The following is a 19,389-nucleotide window of genomic DNA, read 5'->3' as shown; positions in this document are numbered from 1 at the left end:
CGTTGTTCGCCCGCCACACGCCGTTCGCAAAAGGCACGCCTCCGCCAGCGCACCCGTGGATCTGGCTTCGCCAGGCCACGGGGTGCGTCCCCCTTTGGGGGGAAGCGGCGCAGTCGCTCAGGGGGGCATCAGTCCTTCCCGTGGAACTGGCTCCGCCAGGCCACGGGGTGCGCCCCCCTTGGGGGAAGCGGCGCAGCCGCTCAGGGGGCATCAGTCCTTCCCGTGGATCTGGCTCCGCCAGGCCACAGGGTGCGTCCCCCCTCCGGGGGGGAAGCCGCGCAGCGGCTCAGGGGGGCTAGAACTTCTCCCAGGGTTGCAGGTACCGCCACTGCCCTTCGGGCACCTTGGCCAGCGGCACGCGGCCGATGCGGATGCGCTTGATCGCCACCACCGACAGCCCCACGGCCTCGCACATCGCCGGAATCTGCCCGGGCCGGATGCCCTTGAGCGCAAACCGCAGCTTCGTCTCGTTCTGCCAGCTCACCTTGATGGGCGGCAGCGGGCGGCCATTGAAGGTGAGGCCGTGGCACAGGCGCTGCAGGCCGTTCGGGGCGATCTCGCCTTTCACCTCGACGATGCACTCCTGCTCCAGCGACTCGATGTCTTCGGCCAGCTTGCGCCCGATGCGCTTGTCCTGCGTGTAGACCACGAGCCCGCTGGCTTCGGTCGGCAAAGGCGTGAAGCACTCGAGCTGCCGGAAGTGCCGCTGCAGCACGCGAATGCCCGAGGCGTCTTCCGCCAGGTGCGACGCGGCGCCCAGCAGCGTGGTGGCGGGCGTGGCGCCCTGGCTGCGGCTGCCGTGGCTGCCATGACTGCCTGATGGGGTGTTGTGGGCGGAGGCTCCGCCGGGCGCGCTCTGGCCAAGGCCCGCTTCAAATCCGGCGGGCTTGTGCAGCAGCAGCGTGACGGGCGTGAGTTCCAGCAGGCTGGCATCGGGATCCACTGCCACGGCCTGGTCGGGCCGCACGCGGGTGCCGGGCGCTTCCACCACCTGGCCGTCCACGCTCACGAAGCCGCCCTCGATGAACTGCTCCGCCGTGCTGCGCGAGCAGTTGAGTTGGTCCGCCACGCGCTTGGCCAGGCGGATGTGGGAGGGGTCAGGGTTCTTGTCGGTCATACATCAAAGGTGAACATTCGCCGTGCGCGGGTCGAGGGTGTAGGTGGGTGATTGTCGGCGGGGCACTCCCCACGAGCGCGGCCTGTCGCCAGTGCCACCGTGGAACTGGCTCTGCCAGGCCACGGGTAGCGTCCCCCTGGGGGGAAGCGGCGCAGCCGCTCAGGGGGCTTCTTAACCTCCAGGCTGCAGGGACCGGATGCGTTCCACATGCGCCAGCAACGACCGCTGCGCCACCGGCCACATGCGCGGCGGCACGTCATCGTAGGCGTGGCGCACCCAGTCCTCCATGGTGCCCTCTGGCAGCGCCTGCATGGCCGCCATCACCTTGGCTTCGCGTGCGAGGCGGTGGGCCTTGAGCTTGGCGATGGCGCTGCGGGCCTGGCCCAGCACATAGCCGTGCGCGGGCAGGATGAACTCCACGCCGTGCTGCGCGCAGACCGCATCCAGCCGGTCGAGCGAGTCGAGGTAGTCGGCCATGTTGCCGTCCGGCGGGTCCACCACCGTGGTGCTGCCGTTCAGGATGTGGTCGCCGCTGAACAGCAAGGCGTCTTCCACCAGCAGCAGGCACAGGTGGTTGGCGGCATGGCCGGGCGTGTGGATCACCTGCAGGGTGTGGGTGACAGGGCACTCTGCCGCTTGTCCTGCAAGCGTCAGCAGCTCATTGTTTTGTAGCACCCGGTCGGGCGTGAAGGCGCTGGCTGCGCGCGCCGTGGGCGCGGACGGCAGGCCCAGGATGGGCGGCGGCGCCTTGCCCGCCTGCACACACAGTGCCTGCAGCGGCGCGGCGCCCGGCGAGTGGTCCGCGTGCGAATGCGTGCACACGATCATGCGGATGTCGCCACCCGCTGCGCGCCAGAGCGTGTCCAGGTGCTCCGGGTCTGCCGGGCCGGGGTCGATGGCGATGAACCCGGTGGCCGGGTCGCCCACCAGGTAGCTGTTGGTGCCGGGCCCGGTCATCACGCCGGGGTTGGGCGCGGTCAGGCGTTGCACGTTGCGCAGCAGCGGCACGGGCTGCGCGGTCTGCCAGTCGAGCGCGTGGACGATCTGCCCGTCGGGGCACACCAGCGCCAGCTCGCCGTAGGGCGTGTCGCTTTCCATGTAGCGCGCTTCCTTGCCGGCCAGGGTGCCGGCGCGCGGGCAACTGGTCCACAGCGGCTGCTCGTCGGCTAGCGCGTCGAACACGGCCTGCGTGGTGCCGAACTGCGCCAGCCGCTGCAGCGTGCGCACGGTCGGAAAGATCATGAAGAACTGCCCCGCCTCGTGCCGCGCGAGCGCATCGGCCGGGCGCACCCACACGGGCTCGAACTGCTCGGCCTCGTCGGCCACCGGCTCCTGGCCTTCTTCAGGCATGCGTGCCACGAGAAACGGCACGTCGAAGCGGCGCGGCAGGTCGCGGTCGGTCGTCCAGTGCGCCAGCACGAACACGCTGTCGGCCGCGAGCCGCAGGCCGCGCGCGCTGCATTGCTGGGCGAAGGGCTGGTGGCGGTCGATGGCAGCGATGTCGGCGGCATCGGCCCAGCGGCCGTCGGCGGCGTGGCGCGCCAGCAGGATGCCCAGTTCTTCGAAGCTCTCGCGGATGGCGGCGATGGCCTGGGTGAGGTGCAGGTCGCTTTGTGTGGGGCGGCGGTCTGCGGCGGCGTGGGTGGTGGGGGCGGCGTCCAGCGCGTCGATGCCGCCGCCGGGGAAGACGTATGCGCCAGGGGCGAAGCTGGCGGTGGCGGATCGGCGGGTCATGAGGACTTCGAGTCCGCCTGCATCGCCTGTCGCATCACGCAGCAGCAGCACGGTGGCGGCGGGGCGGGTGGCTACGGGCTCGCGGTGGGGGTGCAGTTGTTGGGTGGTGCGGGGCATCGGGGGATTATCGAGGGGGAGTGGGTTGGGTGTTCGTGTCTGTTTGGGGCCTGGGTTGTGGGGGGGGTTCTTGTTCCCTTGGCGTTAGGGTCGGGCCTGTTGAAACCTAAGGTGTTGCACCCTCGCCCGTTCGGGCTGAGGTTGTCGAAGCGTTTGTCCGTCATCGCTGTCCCTTGGGGTTGAGCTTGTCGAAACCTTGCCCTTCCGTAACCCCATCCGTTCGGTTTGAGCGTGTCGAAACCTGGGCGCTGCTCGCGGGCGCGCTGGTTTGAGAGGTGTGCCTGTGTTGAGGGCGGGAGCCGGGGTGCGCGCCCGGCGGCGCGGTAACTTTCTCTTGGTTCGCCAAGAGAAAGTCACCAAAGAGAAGGCGACCCCAAGTCTGCGACCCCTTCGCTGCGCTACGGGGCAAACCTGCGTCGGGGCGGTTGCGGGGTGCGCCGTGGAACTCACTGCGCGCCGTTGGCGCTCCGTTCAGACAGCCACGGCGAGCTAGATGACGAGGCATGCGCGCTCCGACGCGCATGCTCACCCCGCAACCGCCCCGCCGCAGGCGCAGCCACAGGGGGTGGACAGCCGAACAGCCACACGGGCCATCGCGTTGCTCGGCCCCGAACGCGCAGGCGCTTCGCGCCGCGACCGCCAGGCCGAGCGCAGCGATGGCCCGTGTGGATGTCCTCTCCCCCATCCCTTCAGGATGCGCCGAGGAGCGCAGGGCGTGGGGTGAGCGTGTGCCGAAGGACACACGCATCGTGAACTGACTCGCTGCGGATGTCTGAGCGTAGCGCGGCAGCGCGCAGCGAGTTCCGCAGCGCACCCCACGACCGAGCACCGCAGGTTGCCCCACTCGCCCGCAGGGCGAGTGGGGACGCAGGCTGTAGGGTCGCCCTTTCTTTGGTGACTTTCTTTCGGCGACGCGAAAGAAAGTTACTCGCACGCCGGGCGACTCCCGGCCTCCGCCCTTGAACCAGGCACGCGGTACAAACCAGCGAGCCTGCGAGCGCACCCCGGTTTCGACAAGCTCAACCCGAACGGACGTGGGTCGCTGCACCCCGGTTTCGACAAGCTCAACCCGAACGGACGTGGGTCGCTGCACCCCGGTTTCGACAAGCTCAACCCGAACGGACGTGGGTCGCTGCGCCCAGGTTTCGACAAGCTCAACCCGAACGGACGTGGGTCGCTGCGCCCAGGTTTCGACAGGCTCAACCCGAACGGGCGTGGGTCGAGCACCCCGGTTTCGACAGGCTCAACCCGAACGGCTGTGAGTGAAGTGCCTCCGTCCAGAAAAAAAGTGATGGAAGCACTCGAAGCCAGCCTCACTCAATGCCCCACAGCCACCGCCCCACCACCCCGCACCGGTATCCCACTGCGCCTGTCCAGCACCCCGCTGTAATGCGTCAACCCCAGCGACACCAACACCACCACCGCCCCAATCCACGGCGTATGCATCAACCCCAGATGCGTCACGATCAACCCCCCGCCCCACGCCGCCCCCGCAATCCCCAGATTGAACGCCGCGATGTTCAGCCCCGACGCCACATCCACCGCCTGGGGTGTGAACCGCTCGGCCTGCTTGACCACATAGACCTGCAACCCCGGCACATTGCCGAATGCCACAGCACCCCACAACAGCACAGTGACCAAAGCCAGCCAGGGGTAGGGCGCGGTGAACTGCAGCAACAACAACACCGCAGCCAGCAGCGCAAAGATGATGCGCAGCGCGGGGATGGGCCCCAGCCGGTCGGCCAAGCGGCCGCCCCAGATGTTGCCAACCGCCACCGACACGCCGTACACCAGCATCACCCAGCCCACGACGCCCGCGCTGAAGCCCGAGATGTCCGTGAGGATGGGCGCGAGAAAAGTGAAGGGGATGAAGGTGCCGCCATAGCCGACGGCCGTCTTGGCGTACACCAGCAGCAGGCGCGGCTCGGCCAGCACGCGGGCCTGTTGCAGCAGTGACGCAGGCGGTGTGTGCGCAATGCCGCGCGGCACGAACCAGGCGCTGCCGATGAAGGCCACCACGCCCAGCGCCGCCACCGCCAGGAAGGTTTCGCGCCAACCAAAATGCTGGCCGATGAAGGTGCCCAGCGGCACGCCGGTGACCAGCGCCACGGTGAGGCCGGTGAACATGATGGCGATGGCGCTCGCGGCCTTCTCGCGCGGCACGAGGCCGGTGGCGATGGTCGAGCCGATCGAGAAGAACACGCCGTGCGCCAGGCCGGTGAGGATGCGCGCGGCCACCAGCGTCTCATAGCTCGGGGCCTGCCAGGCCAGCAGGTTGCCGGCGGTGAACAGCGCCATCAGCGACAGCAGCAGTGCCTTGCGCGGCACGCGGCCGGTGAGGGCGGTGAGCACGGGCGCGCCGACCGCCACGCCCAGGGCGTACAGGCTGACCAGCAGGCCCGCCGAAGGGATGCTGATGGCCAGGTCGGCCGCCACGGTGGGCAGCAGGCCGACGATCACGAACTCGGTCGTGCCGATGGCGAATGCGCTGAGCGTCAGCGCGAGCAAGGCAATGGGCATGAAAGAACACTCCTGGTAGGCAATGGGTGAATGCCTGGAGTGTGGGTGCTTGTCCTTTGCAGAAAAAGACGGTGATCAGCAGAAGATACTTGCTGTCAAATCAATAATGGCGGCTTGTCTGAACCGAGGTGCACTCCATGAAAACCACGCTCGAAGAGCTGCAGGCCTTTGTCGCCGTCGTGGACGGCGGCTCCATCACCGCGGCCGCCGACCGCCTGGACCAGACGGTCTCCGGCATCAGCCGGGCACTGGCACGGCTGGAGAAAAAGCTCGACACCACGCTGCTGCGCCGCACCACCCGCCGCACCGAACTCACGGAGGAGGGCCAGGCCTTCCTGCAGCGCACGCGCGCCATCCTCGCGTCCATCGAAGACGCCGAAGAGCACATGGCCGCGCGCCGCCAGCAGCCTGCGGGGCGGCTGCGCGTGAATGCGGCCACGCCGTTCATGCTGCACGCCGTCGTGCCGCTGGTGCCGGCGTTTCGCAGCGCCTACCCGCAGATCACGCTGGAGCTCGACACGGACGAGGGTTATATCGACCTGCTGGAGCGGCGCACCGACGTGGCGATCCGCATCGGCCAGCTGCAGGACTCGACCCTGCACGCGCGCCCCCTGTGCACCACCCGCCTGCGGGTGCTGGCCAGCCCCGAGTACCTGGCGCGCGCGGGCAGGCCCAAGAGCGTGGGGGACCTGGCGGGGCACACGCTGCTGGGCTTCAACCAGCCCGAGTCGCTCAACCGCTGGCCGCTGCGGGGCGCGCACGGGGACCAGTGGCCCATCGTGCCCCGCCTCACCGCGTCGAGCGGCGAAACGCTGCGCCAGCTGGCGCTCGCGCATGAGGGGCTGGTGTGCCTGTCGGACTTCATGACCGCAGGCGACCGCGACGGCGGCCGCCTGGTGCAGGTGCTGGCGCGCGACACGGTGGAGGTGCGCCAGCCCATCAACGCGGTGTACTACCGCAACACGCAACTGGCCGCGCGCATCGCGTGTTTTCTGGACTTTCTGCAAGAGCGCATGGGCTGACGCGGCAGCCCATGCACTGCGCCGGCCGGGCTCAGCCGCGCGCCGGAATGTTCAGGCCCTTGGCCACGGCCGGGCGCTTCACGAACGCTGCCAGCACGCGCTCGATCTCCTTGAACTGGCCGAACTCCACCAGGTCGCCCGCGCCGTAGAAGCCCACCAGGTTGCGCACCCACGGCAGGATGGCGATGTCGGCGATGGTGTAGGTGTCGCCCATCACCCACTGGCGGCCCTTCAGGCGCTCGTCCAGCACCTTCAAGAGGCGCTTCGATTCCGCCACGTAGCGGTCGCGCGGGCGCTTGTCTTCATAGTCCTTGCCGGCGAATTTGTGGAAGAAGCCGAGCTGGCCGAACATGGGGCCGAGGCCGCCCATCTGCCACATCACCCACTGCAGGGTCTCGTAGCGGCCCGCGGTGTCCTCTGGCATCAACTGGCCGGTCTTGCTGGCCAGGTACACCAGGATGGCGCCGGACTCGAACAGCGCCAGGGGCTGGCCGTCCGGCCCGTTCGGGTCCAGGATGGCCGGGATCTTGTTGTTGGGGTTGAGCGACAGGAATTCGGGCGAGGTCTGGTCGTTGGTCTCGAAGCTCACCAGGTGCGGCTCGTAGGGCAGGCCCAGCTCTTCGAGTGCGATCGACACCTTCACGCCGTTGGGCGTGGGCAGCGAGTACAGCTGAATGCGCTCCGGGTGCTGCGCGGGCCATTTGCGGGTGATGGTGAAGGCGGAGAGATCGGGCTGGGCCATGCTGAAAGATCCTTCGAAGTGGTGGTGGTAGCGGCCGTGCGGGCCGGAAAAAGCGCAAGCCTAAACCGGAGTACGAATCGGTGCACGCCAGGGGCTTGCGCCGTGGGTGCGCTGCACGGCAGCCCGGCGTTGTGGTGCGTGCGGTGGGGTGTGCCATGGCGGCCAACCCGGTCCTGCGACGATAATCCCGGGGATGCAGATTCGCTTCACCAAGATGCAGGGCGCGGGCAACGATTTCGTCGTGCTCGACGAGACCCAGGGCCGCCTGGGCCTGTCCACCGCCCAGTACCGCTTTCTGGCGGACCGCCACTTCGGCGTGGGCGCCGACCAGATCCTGACCGTGCGGCCATCGCCCGGCGACGGCATCGACTTCGAATACGTGATCCACAACGCCGACGGCGGCGAGGTGGAGCAGTGCGGCAACGGCGCCCGGTGCTTTGCGCGCTTTGTGCACGACAAGGGCCTGACGGGCCGCGACACGATCCGCGTGCAAACCAAAAGCGGCGTGATCGCCCCCCGCCTCACGGCCGACGGCCGCGTGACGGTGGACATGGGCCGCCCCGAGTTCGACCCGGCCAAGGTGCCGTTCGACCCCGCCGGCCTCACGCCCGTGGACCAGGGTTCGGGGCGAAAATGGCCGCTGTCGCTCGATGGGCAAGCACAAGCAGCTCCTATTTTTGTAGCAGTGGCCTCCATGGGCAACCCGCACGCCGTGCAGCTGGTGGACAACGTGGACACGGCCCCCGTCGCGCAGACCGGCCCGCTCATCGAACACCATGTGCGCTTTCCGCAGCGCGTGAACGCCGGCTACCTGCAGGTGGTGGACCGCAGCCATGTGCGGCTGCGCGTGTTCGAGCGCGGCGTGGGCGAGACCCTGGCCTGCGGCACCGGCGCCTGCGCGGCCGTGGCCTCGGGCATCCGCCTGGGCCTGCTGGACGCCGAAGTGCAGGTCGAGACCCGCGGCGGAGTGCTCACCATCGCCTGGAGCGGCCAGGCGGCCGATTCCGTTTTCATGACCGGCCCGGCCACCACGGTGTTCGAAGGCCAGATCGACATTCCCGACACCCTCCTATGACGACGTCCCACATCCCACCGATCACCGAAGACGACATCGCCCAGTTCCTCACCAACACGCCGGGCTTCTTCGAGCGCCACGCGGAGGTACTGGCCAGCGTGCAGATCACCAGCCCCCACGGTGCCCGCGCCGTGAGCCTGCAGGAGCGCCAGGCCGAGATGCTGCGCGAGAAGATCAAGGGCCTGGAGCAGCGCATCATGGAGATGGTGCGCAACAGCACCGAAAACGCCACCATCGCGCACAAGGTGCACCAGTGGACCAGCGCGCTGCTGGAGGTCAAGGACCCGTTCGACCTGCCCCAGGCCGTGGTGGACGGCTTGCGCACGCTGTTCGACGTGCCCCAGGCGGCGGTGCGCGTGTGGGACGTGGCCGGCCCGTACATCGATGCCGACTTCACCCAGGGCGCGAGCGAGGACGCGCGCGCGTTCGCCTCGTCGCTGACCATGCCGTTCTGCGGCCCCAACCTGGGCTTCGAGCCGGCCGGCTGGCTGGCGCAGGAGCCGGGCGAACCCGCCCAGTCGCTCGCGCTGCTGCCGCTGCGCGCGGGGGCCATCGACAGCGCCACGCCGGCGTTCGGCCTGCTGGTGCTGGGCTCGCCCGATGCGCACCGCTTTGACGCGACCATGGGCACGGACTTCCTGGCGCGCATGGCCGAGCTGGCCAGCGCGGCGCTGATCCGCCTGAAATGAGCTCCCCCCTGAGCCGCTCCGCGTCTTCCCCCCAAAGGGGGGACGCCACCCGTGGCCCGGCGAAGCCGGTTCCACGGTGGCGCTGGCGTGGGGGCGCGCCGGTTGCGGCCTTCGCGCGGGTGGTTTAGAGCTTCAAGGCTGCTGCCGTTCTGTTTGGCGTTACCACCATGTCCGACGCTCCGGCTGCCTTGCCATTGCCCACCGACCCGCAGGTGCTGCGCTATCTGGAGCATGTGCGGGTGGAGAAGCGGCTGGCGGACCGCACGCTCACGCTGTACACGCTGGACCTTGCACGGCTGGCGCAGTTCGCGCACGGGGTGAATCTGCCGCTGCTGCAGCTGACGAGTGCGCACATCCGCCGCTTCGTGGCGCAGATGCACAGCGCGGGGCGCAGCGGGCGGGGGATTGCGCTCATTTTGTCGGGCTGGCGCGGGTTCTTCACCTGGGCCGGGCGCCAGGGCCTGATCGATCACAACCCGGTGCAGGACGTGCGTGCGCCCAAGGCGCCAAAGCCCCTGCCCAAGGCGCTGGGCGTGGACGACGCGGTGCGCCTGGCCGAGTTCGACAACACTGGCGCCCACCCGTGGCTGGAGGCGCGTGACGCGGCCATGGTCGAGCTGCTGTACGGCTGCGGCCTGCGCGTGGGCGAGCTGGCGGGGCTGGACGCGGTGCCCGGCCCCGACACCCAGCGCCTGGGCCGCGGCTGGGTGGACCTGCAGGCGGGCGAAGCCCATGTGTTCGGCAAGGGCAGCAAGCGCCGCAGCGTGCCCGTGGGCCGCGCCGCCACCCAGGCGTTGCAGGCCTGGCTGCAGCTGCGGGCCACGCCGTTTGGCGGCGAGGGTGCCGCGCGGCTCGACGCTGCGCTGTTCGTCGGCCAGCGTGGCGCCCGGCTCACGGCGCAGTCGATCTGGCTGCGCCTGCGCCAGCGCAGCCAGCAGGCGGGGCTGACCACGCCGGTGCACCCGCACATGCTGCGCCACTCGTTCGCCAGCCATTTGCTGCAAAGCAGCGGCGACCTGCGCGCGGTGCAGGAGCTGCTGGGGCACGCCAACATCACCACCACGCAGGTGTACACGCGGCTGGATTTTCAGCACCTGGCCAAGGTGTATGACGCGGCGCATCCTCGCGCTAGAAAAAAGTAGCCCCCCTGAGGCGCTGCGCGCCTTCGCCCGAGGGGGGACGCACCCCCTGGCCCGGCAAAGCCGGTTCCACGGGAAGGATGGGTCGCCCCCTGAGCGGCGTTGCCGCTTCCCCCGAGGGGGACGCACCCCCTGGCCTGGCAAAGCCAGCTCCACGGGTGCACTGGTGGGGGCGACGCGCGCTGCGGGCGTTGGTGGTTGCGGGGCCGGTGTCTGGCGCTGATCGGGCATGCCGGTGGGTCGGGGTGGTTCTCGCTGTCTGGGGTCATGGAACCAAGATGTGAGGCCGTGCATCCGAGCAGGGGGTGCTTGCTGTAGGGCGCCTTGGAGTGTTGTGCCATGTTGCTGAAATGGGTCAAATCGAACCGTGGGTTCATCGTGTTGCTGCTGTGCTTCGGCATCTTTCGCACGGCGGTGGCGGACTGGAATCCGATTCCTTCGGGGTCCATGCGGCCTACGCTGCTGGAGGGGGATGTGGTGTTCGTCAACCGGCTGGCCTATGACCTGAAGGTGCCGCTGACCGATGTGGTGGTGGCGCGGCTGGGGGATCCGGCGCGGGGGGATGTGGTCACGTTCTCCTCGCCGCTGGACGGCACGCGGCTCATCAAGCGCATTGCGGCGCTGCCGGGCGACACGGTGGAGATGCGCGACGAGGTGCTGTACCTCAACGGCCAGGCGGCGCGCTACGACGCGCCCGAGGCGGTGACGGAGCACCTGGCCGAGTTGGGCGCCGAAGTGCCCGCCACGCGCTGGACGGAGCACCTGGACGGCCACGAGCGGCGCGTGCAGTGGCTGCAGGGCGTGACGGCCCACAGCAGCTTCGGGCCGGTGACGGTGCCCGAGGGCCAGTACCTGGTGCTGGGCGACAACCGGGACAACAGCGCGGACTCCCGCTACATCGGCTTTGTGCCGCGGCACCTGCTCATCGGCCAGGCGCGGCGGGTGCTGGTGTCGGCCGACATCCTGGAGAATTGGGCGCCCCGCATCGGGCGCATCGGCCACCCGCTCTGACCCGGGCGGGCCGTCAGCAAGTGCAGGGCGGCACGGTCAGCGCCCTGCAGCACTGGCCGGCGGCGGGGCGCATTCACGCGACAATCGCCCCATCATGAAAACCCTTCGCCTTCGCCCTGGCAAAGAGCGCTCGCTCTTGCGCCGCCACCCCTGGATTTTTGAATCGGCCATCGCCAAAGGCGGCGCCGACAGCGGCGAGACCGTGCGCGTGGAGTCGCACGAGGGCCAGTTCCTGGCCTGGGCCGCGTTCAGCCCCAGCTCGCGCATCCGCGCACGGGTGTGGAGCTTCGACGAGGCGCAGCGCATCGATGCTCCTTTTTTCATAGCTGCTTGCGCGCGCTCCATCATTGCCAGAGCCCGTTTTGATGTGCAAAGCGACGGTGTGCGCCTGGTGCACGGCGAGTCCGACGGCCTGCCGGGCCTCATCGTGGACCGCTATGGCGACACCCTGGTCGCGCAGTTCACCAGCGCCGGGACCGAGCGCTGGAAAGCCGTGATCGCCGATGCCCTGCTGCGCGAGACGGGCCTGGCCAAGCTGTATGAACGCTCGGACGCCAGCGTGCGCGCGCTCGAAGGCCTCGAGCCCGCCGCCGGCTGGTTGCGCGGCGGCCCCACGGGTACGCCGGGCGACGGCGAAGGCCCCCCGCTCGAGCTCACCATCCAGGAACACCAGTGGAATTTGACGCTGAACATCGCCGAAGGCCACAAGACCGGCTTCTACCTGGACCAGCGCGACAGCCGCAAGCGCTTTGCCGACTACGCGCAGCGCCTGGGCTTCAAGGACGTGCTCAACTGCTTTTGCTACACCGGCGGCTTCAGCGTGGCCGCGCTCGCGGGCATGCGCGCCGGCGGCGCATCGGCGGACGGGCATGTGACGTCCATCGACTCGTCGGGCCCGGCCCTGGAGCGCGCGCGCGCCCATGTGGCGCTCAACGGGTTCGACCTGAACCACGCCAGCTTCATGGATGCGGACGTGAACGCCTCGCTGCGCCAGTTTCTCAAGGAAGGCCGGCGCTTCGATGCCATCGTGCTCGACCCGCCGAAGTTTGCGCCCACTGCGGCCCACGCCGACCGCGCGGCACGCGCGTACAAGGACATCAACCGCCTGGCGCTGCAGTTGCTTTCGCCCGGCGGCGTGCTGTTCACCTTCTCGTGCTCGGGCGGCATCAGCGCCGACCTGTTCCACAAGATCGTCGCATCAGCGGGCGCCGATGCGGGCGTGGACGGCTTCATCCTGGAGCGTCTGGGCGGCGCGCCCGACCACCCGATGACCCTCGAATTCCCCGAAGGCGAGTACCTCAAGGGCCTGGTGGTGATGCGCAAGGGCTGAGCGCGGCAAGGGCTTGACAGCGTCGGTACACTGAAAACAACCCCTTGCGCCACGCACACCCGGCCCGCAGTGCCGGGTGCAGCGCATGGGTTCATCCCTTGAAGGACACACAACATGGCATTGATCCCCGTCACCATCCTCACCGGCTTCCTGGGCTCGGGCAAGACCACCTTGCTCAAGCGCCTGCTCTCCGAAGCCCACGGCCAGAAGATCGCCGTGATCGAGAACGAATTCGGCGAAGAGAACATCGACAACGACATCCTCGTGACCGAGTCCAAGGAGCAGATCGTTCAGATGAGCAACGGCTGCATCTGCTGCACCATCCGCGAAGACCTGCGCGAGACGCTGCAGCTGCTGGCCGCCAAGAAGCGCAAGAACCTGCTGGAGTTCGACCGCATCGTCATCGAGACCACCGGCGTGGCCGACCCCGGCCCCGTGGCGCAGACCTTCTTCATGGACGAGGAGATCGCCGAGACATACCTCATCGACTCCATCATCACGCTGGTGGACGCCAAGCACGCGCCCCAGCAGCTCAACGACCGCCAGGAAGCGCGCCGCCAGGTGGGCTTTGCCGACCAGATCTTCTTGTCCAAGACCGATCTGGTCTCCCAGGAGGAGACCGACGCGCTGATCCATCGCTTGAAGCACATGAACCCCCGCGCACCCATCAAGGCCGTGCATTTCGGCGAGGTGCCCTTGAAGGAAGTGCTGGACCTGCGGGGCTTCAACCTCAATGCCAAGCTCGATATCGACCCCGAGTTCCTCAAGGAAGAGGGCGATGGCCATGACCACCACGACCATGACCACCACGATCATGACCACGAGCACGGCGAGCACTGCAGCCACCCCTCGCACCAGCACGACCATGGGCACGGCCACCACCATCACCATGACGACGACGTGAAGAGTTTCGTCTTTCGCTCCGAGCGGCCGTTCGATCCGGCCAAGCTCGAGGATTTCCTGGGCGCCATCGTCAATATTTACGGCCCGCGCATGCTGCGCTACAAAGGGGTGCTTAATATGAAGGGCACCGAGCGCAAGGTGATCTTCCAGGGTGTGCACCAGCTCATGGGCAGCGACCTGGGCCCCCAGTGGGCCGAGGGCGAGCAGCGTTTGAGCAAGATGGTCTTCATCGGCATCGACCTGCCCAAGGACATCTTTCTGCAAGGGCTGGAGCAAAGCCTCGTTTGATCCATTCGTAGGACGGGGCGCCGATCCCGGCCCGATTTGTGTTGTATCCGCAACGTTTCCGTTTGCGTCAGCCCAGGTCGATACAATCGCGCCCCGGTAAAACCCCGGAAGGCTTGCCACCCGCCCCAAGCCGCGTTAGCGGTGCAAGGGCCCGCCCGTACAGCGAGGAGACCAGGAAGTGAAAGCCGATACCAGCAAACCCAAGGCCGCCACCAAGGCAGCGAAGCCCGCCGCCGCGGCCCAGCGCCCTGCAGCCCCTGCTGCGACCAAGGCTGCTGCCAAAGCCGCTCCGGCCAAGACCGCCGCTGCCGTCCCCAAGGCGGCCGCGGCCAAGGTAGCCAGTCCCGCAGTGGCAGCACCGGCGCCCGTTGCCGCCGCACCCGCACAGCCGGGGGGGGTACCCGCGCGCACGACCCGGCCTTCTTCCCGATTGGCCCAATTGACCGTACCATCCATGGCACAGACAGTGGCTTCCACCGCTGCCAAAGCCAGTTATCTACATACCATGCCCACGACTGCGCAAGCGCACCCCACTTTCACGGCTGCCAAAAAAGACCCCAAGCTGGCGAACAACTGGAAGACCAAGTCCGCCGCCGAGCTGACGGATGCCGAAGTCATGGCGATGCCGGACAGCGAGTACATGAACGACAAGCAGATGGCGTTCTTCCGCCTGAAGCTCGTTCAGCTCAAGCAGGACATCCACAACAGCGCTGGCGAGACCACCGAGCACCTGCGTGAAGACACCGTGGTGGTGCCCGACCCGGCCGACCGCGCGACCATCGAAGAAGAGCACGCCCTCGAGCTGCGCACCCGCGACCGCGAGCGCAAGCTGCTCAAGAAGATCGAGCAATCCATCGCCCGCATCGACGCGGGCGACTACGGCTATTGCGACGAAACCGGCGAGCCCATCGGCGTCGGCCGCCTGATCGCACGCCCCACCGCCACGCTGTCGCTGGAGGCGCAGCAGCGCCGCGAACTCAAGCAGAAGATGTTCGGGGACTGATCGGGCGCTGGCCTGACGCTGATCATCGCTGCGCAATCTCTGTACCGGTACCCCTGAGTCATGAGCAAGGAAGAAACCACCCCCGGCGGCCTGCTATCGAAGGTGGTTCGGTTCGTGAAGAATCCCACGGTCAACTGGACGGAGCTCGACTCCATCCAGGACGATCGGGAAAGCCAGTACAGCAAGCAGATGCTCAAGGAGATGATCGAGCGCAAGCGCCGCAACGACTTCGTGCGGCGCCGCGAGTTCGATCAGCTGCGCAAGCTGCGCCAGCGCGAGGTGCTCCAGGGGCACCGCACGGAAGACCCCACTGCACGGCCCTCGTTCTTTCAGAGCAGCATGGCCTCGCCTGACGAGCGCGCCGTCACGCTCAAGAAGATCGACGAGATCGAAGCGCAGATGTCGCAGCAGTGGTGGAAGAGCAAGCAAGGCGCTGACGCTCCCACCCAGCCCGGCGTGATGCCCGAGTCGGGGGGCGAGACCGCCGACTCCGCGCACTCCCGGGCCTATGCACCCACCGCGCCGGGCAGCTTGCCCGCCCACCTGGAGACCAAGCCCGCCGTGCAGCCGCTGTTCGCAGACGACAGCATGGCCGTGGGTCGATTTGGAAGCATGGACGCGCAGATGGGTGGAAGCCCGGGCCCGCAGGAGGCATCCTTCAGCCCTGATGCGCCCGCCGCTGCCACGCCAGCGCCGGCACCTGAACCGGAGGAATTTGTGCACGAACCCGATCTGGAAGAAGCCGCCATCCGGTTTGCCAATGGCGACCACGCCGGTGCAGAGGCGGGCCTCATGGATGTGCTGGCGCAGCACCGCGGGGATGCGCCTGCCGAGCAGCAGGAAATCTGGATGACGCTGTTCGACCTGTACCGCGCGACAGGGCAGCACGACCGCTTCGAGACCCTGGCCATCGACTACGCTGCGCAGTACAGCCGGTCGGCGCCGCTGTGGTTCTCGATCCCTGAGCAGTTGGGCATGGCACCCGCGTCGCCGGCGGCAGCCACTGCGGCGCCCGGCCTGCCGGCGCGCAAGGATTTCAGCTGGAATGCGCCAGCCGCGCTGGGCGTGTCGTCCGTGGCGGCCTTGCAGGCATCGCTCGCGCGGTCTGCATCGCCGTGGACCTTGTCGTGGTCCCGCATCGTCTCCATCGACGACGCTGCCGTGCCGCTGCTGGCCGACCAGTTCAGCCTGTGGGCGGAGCGCGACGGCCAGCTGGTGTTTTCCGGTGTCGAAAAACTCAACGCCCTGCTGGACGCCAAGACCCAGTCGGGCGACCGAGCCACCAGCCCCGAATGGTGGCGCCTGCGCATGGCGGCGTTGCGGCTCATGGGCAAGCCCGACGAGTTCGAGCTGGTCGCGCTCGACTACTGCGTGACCTACGAAGTCTCGCCCCCGTCCTGGGTGTCGCCGCGCTGCGGTTACTCGGACAACGAGGGCGGGTCGTCGGGCGCCGCGCCGCTGGCGGCGGACAGCGACTTTGCAGCGTCGGACCTGGCGGGAGACCTCTCGGCACCTGCGCCGCTCGACAGCGCACCGGTCGCCGCGCTCACCGGCCATATCGAGGGTGATGCGGCGCCGCTGCTGGAGCCCTTCCAGGCATTGATGAAGCCCGGTGCGCCATTCACCATCTCGTGCGACAAGCTCATCCGGATGGATTTCGCGGCGGCGGGCTCGGTGCTCAACTGGGCGGCCGAGCAGCAGGGCCTGGGCCATGTGGTGCAGTTCCACAACCTGCAGCGCCTGGTGGCGATCTTCTTCAACGTGATCGGCGTGAACGAGCACGCCTGGGTGATCCCCCGCAAGAACTGATCGGCACGGCGTCGCGCTGGGCGCGCGGCGCAGCGTGTTGTGACGTTGCGTTGCGTTGCGGATGCACGCAATGCGATCGTTGAGATCGCCGCAGGCCTTGTCGGAGTTGCTGGCACTGGATGCTGGTCCTGAATGGGCCGGCGCTGGGCCACGGCGGCTGTGCCTCGCGGCGCTTGAAAGCCGCGCCCGCGCCCCCATGTGCGGCAGCTATGGATTCTTCTCAAAACACCCCGGTGTTCCACGGCACCACCATCCTGAGCGTGCGGCGCCAGACCCCTGACGGCATCCAGGTCGCGATCGGCGGCGACGGCCAGGTCACCCTGGGCAACATCGTGGTCAAGGGCACGGCGCGCAAGGTGCGCAAGCTCTACCACGGCAAGGTGCTCGCGGGCTTTGCGGGCGCCACGGCCGATGCGTTCACCTTGTTCGAGCGCTTCGAGGCCAAGCTCGAAAAGCACCAGGGCCACTTGACGCGCGCGGCCATCGAGCTCACCAAGGACTGGCGCACCGACCGCGTGCTGCGCCGCCTGGAGGCCATGCTGGCGGTGGCCGACGCCAGTGCCTCGCTCATCATCACCGGCAACGGCGACGTGCTGGAGCCCGAGCAGGGCATCGTGGCCATCGGCTCCGGCGGCGCGTATGCGCATTCGGCCGCCAAGGCGCTGCTCAACCACACCGACCTGTCGGCCCAGGACATCGTCAAGAAGTCGCTGGAGATCGCGGGCGAGCTGTGCATCTACACCAACATGAACCACACCATCGAGACGCTGTGAGCGTTGATGGCGGTTGCTCTTAATTCGATAGCTGCTTGCGCTTGTCCAGAAAGCGGTAGCGGCTATTTTTGCTCAGAACTTTGAAGGCAGGCCCCGCATGTCCTCCATGACCCCCCAGGAAATCGTCTCCGAACTCGACCACCACATCGTGGGCCAGGCCAGCGCCAAGCGCGCGGTGGCCATCGCGCTGCGCAACCGCTGGCGCCGCCAGCAGGTCGAAGGCAGCCTGCGCCACGAGATCACGCCCAAGAACATCCTCATGATCGGCCCCACGGGCGTGGGCAAGACCGAGATCGCGCGCCGCCTGGCCAGGCTGGCCGATGCGCCTTTCATCAAGGTCGAGGCCACCAAGTTCACCGAGGTGGGCTACGTGGGCAAGGACGTCGATTCCATCATCCGCGACCTGGCCGAGATGGCCGTCAAGCAGACGCGCGAGACCGAGACCAGAAAGGTGCGCGACCGCGCTGTCGACGCTGCCGAAGAGCGCATCCTCGACGTGCTGATCCCGCCCGCCCGCGCCGCTGTCGGCACCGAGCCAGCCGCCGACAACACCGCGCGGCAGGTGTTCCGCAAGAAGCTGCGCGAAGGCGCGCTCGACGACAAGGAGATCGAGATCGACGTGGCCGAGAACCGGCAGCCGCTCGAGATCATGGGCCCCCAGGGCATGGAAGAGATGACCGAGCAACTGCGCGGCATGTTCAGCTCCATGGGTCAGGACAAGCGCAAGACCCGCAAGCTCAAGATCGCCGAGGCGCTCAAGCTGCTGACCGACGAAGAGGCCGGCAAGCTCGTCAACGAGGAAGAGATCAAGGCCCGCGCGGTGGCCAATGCCGAGCAGAACGGCATCGTGTTCATCGACGAGATCGACAAGGTGGCCACCCGCCAGGAAACCAGCGGCGCCGACGTATCGCGCCAGGGCGTGCAGCGCGACCTGCTGCCGCTGGTGGAGGGCACCACCGTGACCACCAAGTACGGGATGATCAAGACCGACCACATCCTGTTCATCGCCTCCGGCGCATTCCACCTGTCCAAGCCCAGCGATCTGATTCCTGAGTTGCAGGGCCGCTTTCCGATCCGCGTCGAGCTGGAGTCGCTGTCGGTCCAGGACTTCGAGGCCATCCTCACGCAGACCCATGCATCGCTGGTCAAGCAGTACCAGGCGCTGCTGGCCACCGAAGGCGTCACGCTCGAATTCGCGCCCGAAGGCATCACGCGCCTGGCGCACATCGCTTTCGAAGTGAACGAGCGCACCGAGAACATCGGCGCCCGCCGCCTGGCCACGGTGATGGAGCGCCTGCTGGACGAGGTGAGCTTCGACGCCACGAAGCTATCGGGCCAGACGATCACCGTCGACGCGGCCTATGTGGACACCCGCCTGCAGACCCTGAGCCAGGACGAGGACCTGTCGCGCTACATCCTGTGACGACACGGCAGAACCGGGCCGGGCTTGAGAGGTCACTTTCATAGCCCGCCGTAAGTTCTTATTTTTCAACGACTTTTAGCGTTCTGGTGGCTGCAGAGTCGCGTCTAAGTCGTTGATTTCATTACAAAAGTTTGGTGGACGCCCTCTTGTTCGGCGTGCTTTTCCTGCTACAGTGCAAAAAAGTGCAATTAAGTGGTGAAAAGTGCCCTCCAGGCCCCGTTCCGGCCCTGAAGGATCTCAAGATTCCGAACTGGAAAATCCTCCGTGTTTCAAGGTGCCTCGTCGCTAAGTCTCGATGCGAAGGGTCGGCTGTCCGTGCCGACCCGGCATCGTGACGTGCTCGCGGCCACCGCAGCGGGCCAGCTCACGATCACCAAGCACCCCCACGGCTGCCTGATGGTGTTCCCCCGCCCCGAGTGGGAGAAGTTTCGCGAGCGCATCGCCGAGCTGCCCATGTCGGCCCAGTGGTGGAAGCGCATCTTCCTGGGCAACGCCATGGACGTGGAGATGGACGGCACCGGCCGCGTGCTGGTCTCGCCCGAGCTGCGCCAGGCGGCCGGCATCTCCAAGGACACCATGCTGCTGGGCATGGGCAACCACTTCGAACTCTGGGACAAGGCCACGTACGACGAGCAGGAGGCCAAGGCCATGCAGGGCGACATGCCGGATGTCTTCAAGGACTTCTCCTTCTGAC

Annotated in this window: 16 protein-coding genes; 12 read left to right on the top strand and 4 right to left on the bottom strand. The window is 67.7% G+C overall.

All coding sequences use genetic code 11. The features are described from left to right. Positions 1-295: 295 nt before the first annotated feature. From ACSQ3D_RS04055 to ACSQ3D_RS04045, 3 genes are all read right to left on the bottom strand, one after another. The gene (locus ACSQ3D_RS04055; protein WP_436125995.1) at positions 296-1,117 is read right to left on the bottom strand and encodes an rRNA pseudouridine synthase; all 822 of its coding nucleotides are present in this window, start codon (positions 1,115-1,117) and stop codon (positions 296-298) included. A gap of 171 nt (positions 1,118-1,288) precedes the next feature. Next, positions 1,289-2,968 carry an MBL fold metallo-hydrolase gene (locus ACSQ3D_RS04050; protein ID WP_436125994.1) on the bottom strand — a complete coding sequence of 560 codons (1,680 nt, stop codon included), beginning with the start codon at positions 2,966-2,968 and terminating at the stop codon, positions 1,289-1,291. Between the two features lie 1,317 nt (positions 2,969-4,285). Beyond that, complete coding sequence (locus tag ACSQ3D_RS04045) at positions 4,286-5,488, bottom strand: MFS transporter (protein WP_436125993.1); 1,203 nt, start codon at positions 5,486-5,488, stop codon at positions 4,286-4,288. A 137-nt stretch (positions 5,489-5,625) separates the two neighbouring features. Here ACSQ3D_RS04045 and ACSQ3D_RS04040 point away from each other — a divergent pair, with 137 nt between their 5' ends. Continuing rightward, positions 5,626-6,510, top strand: a complete 885-nt coding sequence (locus tag ACSQ3D_RS04040) for a LysR substrate-binding domain-containing protein (RefSeq protein WP_436125992.1) — start codon at positions 5,626-5,628, stop codon at positions 6,508-6,510. A 31-nt stretch (positions 6,511-6,541) separates the two neighbouring features. Here the strand turns inward: ACSQ3D_RS04040 and ACSQ3D_RS04035 are convergent, their stop codons facing one another. Beyond that, the gene (locus ACSQ3D_RS04035; RefSeq protein WP_436125991.1) at positions 6,542-7,252 is read right to left on the bottom strand and encodes a glutathione S-transferase N-terminal domain-containing protein; all 711 of its coding nucleotides are present in this window, start codon (positions 7,250-7,252) and stop codon (positions 6,542-6,544) included. A 193-nt stretch (positions 7,253-7,445) separates the two neighbouring features. Between ACSQ3D_RS04035 and dapF the strand changes: the two genes are divergently transcribed. The 11 genes from dapF (at position 7,446) to mraZ (ending at position 19,388) form a co-directional block, all read left to right on the top strand. Beyond that, entirely contained in the window at positions 7,446-8,327 is an 882-nt protein-coding gene (dapF, locus tag ACSQ3D_RS04030; RefSeq protein WP_436125990.1) for a diaminopimelate epimerase, read from the top strand. Next, on the top strand, positions 8,324-9,016 hold the full coding sequence (locus ACSQ3D_RS04025; RefSeq protein ID WP_056173087.1) for a DUF484 family protein: 693 nt from the start codon (positions 8,324-8,326) through the stop codon (positions 9,014-9,016). Before dapF ends, ACSQ3D_RS04025 begins: the two co-directional genes overlap by 4 nt. Before the next feature lie 167 nt (positions 9,017-9,183). After that, positions 9,184-10,158, top strand: a complete 975-nt coding sequence (locus tag ACSQ3D_RS04020) for a tyrosine recombinase XerC (protein WP_436125989.1) — start codon at positions 9,184-9,186, stop codon at positions 10,156-10,158. Positions 10,159-10,494: 336 nt separating this feature from the next. Then, a complete protein-coding gene (gene lepB / locus ACSQ3D_RS04015; RefSeq protein ID WP_396503416.1) occupies positions 10,495-11,166 on the top strand; it encodes a signal peptidase I in 672 nt (223 codons plus the stop codon). A gap of 94 nt (positions 11,167-11,260) precedes the next feature. Further along, positions 11,261-12,496 carry a class I SAM-dependent rRNA methyltransferase gene (locus ACSQ3D_RS04010; RefSeq protein WP_436125988.1) on the top strand — a complete coding sequence of 412 codons (1,236 nt, stop codon included), beginning with the start codon at positions 11,261-11,263 and terminating at the stop codon, positions 12,494-12,496. 114 nt (positions 12,497-12,610) lie between these two features. Continuing rightward, positions 12,611-13,687, top strand: a complete 1,077-nt coding sequence (locus tag ACSQ3D_RS04005) for a CobW family GTP-binding protein (protein WP_436125987.1) — start codon at positions 12,611-12,613, stop codon at positions 13,685-13,687. A gap of 178 nt (positions 13,688-13,865) precedes the next feature. Next, positions 13,866-14,690: an RNA polymerase-binding protein DksA gene (dksA, locus tag ACSQ3D_RS04000; RefSeq protein WP_082485889.1), complete on the top strand. Its 825-nt coding sequence runs from the start codon at positions 13,866-13,868 to the stop codon at positions 14,688-14,690. A gap of 60 nt (positions 14,691-14,750) precedes the next feature. Further along, positions 14,751-16,499, top strand: a complete 1,749-nt coding sequence (locus ACSQ3D_RS03995) for an STAS domain-containing protein (RefSeq protein WP_436125986.1) — start codon at positions 14,751-14,753, stop codon at positions 16,497-16,499. Positions 16,500-16,708: 209 nt separating this feature from the next. Beyond that, complete coding sequence (hslV, locus tag ACSQ3D_RS03990) at positions 16,709-17,272, top strand: ATP-dependent protease subunit HslV (RefSeq protein WP_056173105.1); 564 nt, start codon at positions 16,709-16,711, stop codon at positions 17,270-17,272. Between the two features lie 97 nt (positions 17,273-17,369). Beyond that, complete coding sequence (gene hslU, locus ACSQ3D_RS03985; RefSeq protein ID WP_436125985.1) at positions 17,370-18,695, top strand: ATP-dependent protease ATPase subunit HslU; 1,326 nt, start codon at positions 17,370-17,372, stop codon at positions 18,693-18,695. Positions 18,696-18,959: 264 nt separating this feature from the next. Next, a complete protein-coding gene (mraZ, locus tag ACSQ3D_RS03980; protein WP_056415049.1) occupies positions 18,960-19,388 on the top strand; it encodes a division/cell wall cluster transcriptional repressor MraZ in 429 nt (142 codons plus the stop codon). The last annotated feature ends 1 nt before the right edge of the window (position 19,389 follow it).

Origin of the sequence: Acidovorax sp. LjRoot117, from assembly GCF_964252695.1 — a bacterium.
In the GTDB taxonomy this organism is placed as follows: Bacteria; Pseudomonadota; Gammaproteobacteria; order Burkholderiales; family Burkholderiaceae_C; genus Acidovorax.
Note: the sequence above shows the minus strand (reverse complement) of the source record. Positions and strands in the feature narration are given on the sequence as shown.

What these genes read in the sequence shown, in the direction of transcription:
- ACSQ3D_RS04055 (WP_436125995.1), bottom strand. Translation starts at nt 1,117, where the DNA reads ATGACCGACAAGAACCCTGACCCCTCCCACATCCGCCTGGCCAAGCGC.
- ACSQ3D_RS04050 (WP_436125994.1), bottom strand. Translation starts at nt 2,968, where the DNA reads ATGCCCCGCACCACCCAACAACTGCACCCCCACCGCGAGCCCGTAGCC.
- ACSQ3D_RS04045 (WP_436125993.1), bottom strand. Translation starts at nt 5,488, where the DNA reads ATGCCCATTGCCTTGCTCGCGCTGACGCTCAGCGCATTCGCCATCGGC.
- ACSQ3D_RS04040 (WP_436125992.1), top strand. Translation starts at nt 5,626, where the DNA reads ATGAAAACCACGCTCGAAGAGCTGCAGGCCTTTGTCGCCGTCGTGGAC.
- ACSQ3D_RS04035 (WP_436125991.1), bottom strand. Translation starts at nt 7,252, where the DNA reads ATGGCCCAGCCCGATCTCTCCGCCTTCACCATCACCCGCAAATGGCCC.
- dapF (WP_436125990.1), top strand. Translation starts at nt 7,446, where the DNA reads ATGCAGATTCGCTTCACCAAGATGCAGGGCGCGGGCAACGATTTCGTC.
- ACSQ3D_RS04025 (WP_056173087.1), top strand. Translation starts at nt 8,324, where the DNA reads ATGACGACGTCCCACATCCCACCGATCACCGAAGACGACATCGCCCAG.
- ACSQ3D_RS04020 (WP_436125989.1), top strand. Translation starts at nt 9,184, where the DNA reads ATGTCCGACGCTCCGGCTGCCTTGCCATTGCCCACCGACCCGCAGGTG.
- lepB (WP_396503416.1), top strand. Translation starts at nt 10,495, where the DNA reads ATGTTGCTGAAATGGGTCAAATCGAACCGTGGGTTCATCGTGTTGCTG.
- ACSQ3D_RS04010 (WP_436125988.1), top strand. Translation starts at nt 11,261, where the DNA reads ATGAAAACCCTTCGCCTTCGCCCTGGCAAAGAGCGCTCGCTCTTGCGC.
- ACSQ3D_RS04005 (WP_436125987.1), top strand. Translation starts at nt 12,611, where the DNA reads ATGGCATTGATCCCCGTCACCATCCTCACCGGCTTCCTGGGCTCGGGC.
- ACSQ3D_RS03995 (WP_436125986.1), top strand. Translation starts at nt 14,751, where the DNA reads ATGAGCAAGGAAGAAACCACCCCCGGCGGCCTGCTATCGAAGGTGGTT.
- hslV (WP_056173105.1), top strand. Translation starts at nt 16,709, where the DNA reads ATGGATTCTTCTCAAAACACCCCGGTGTTCCACGGCACCACCATCCTG.
- hslU (WP_436125985.1), top strand. Translation starts at nt 17,370, where the DNA reads ATGTCCTCCATGACCCCCCAGGAAATCGTCTCCGAACTCGACCACCAC.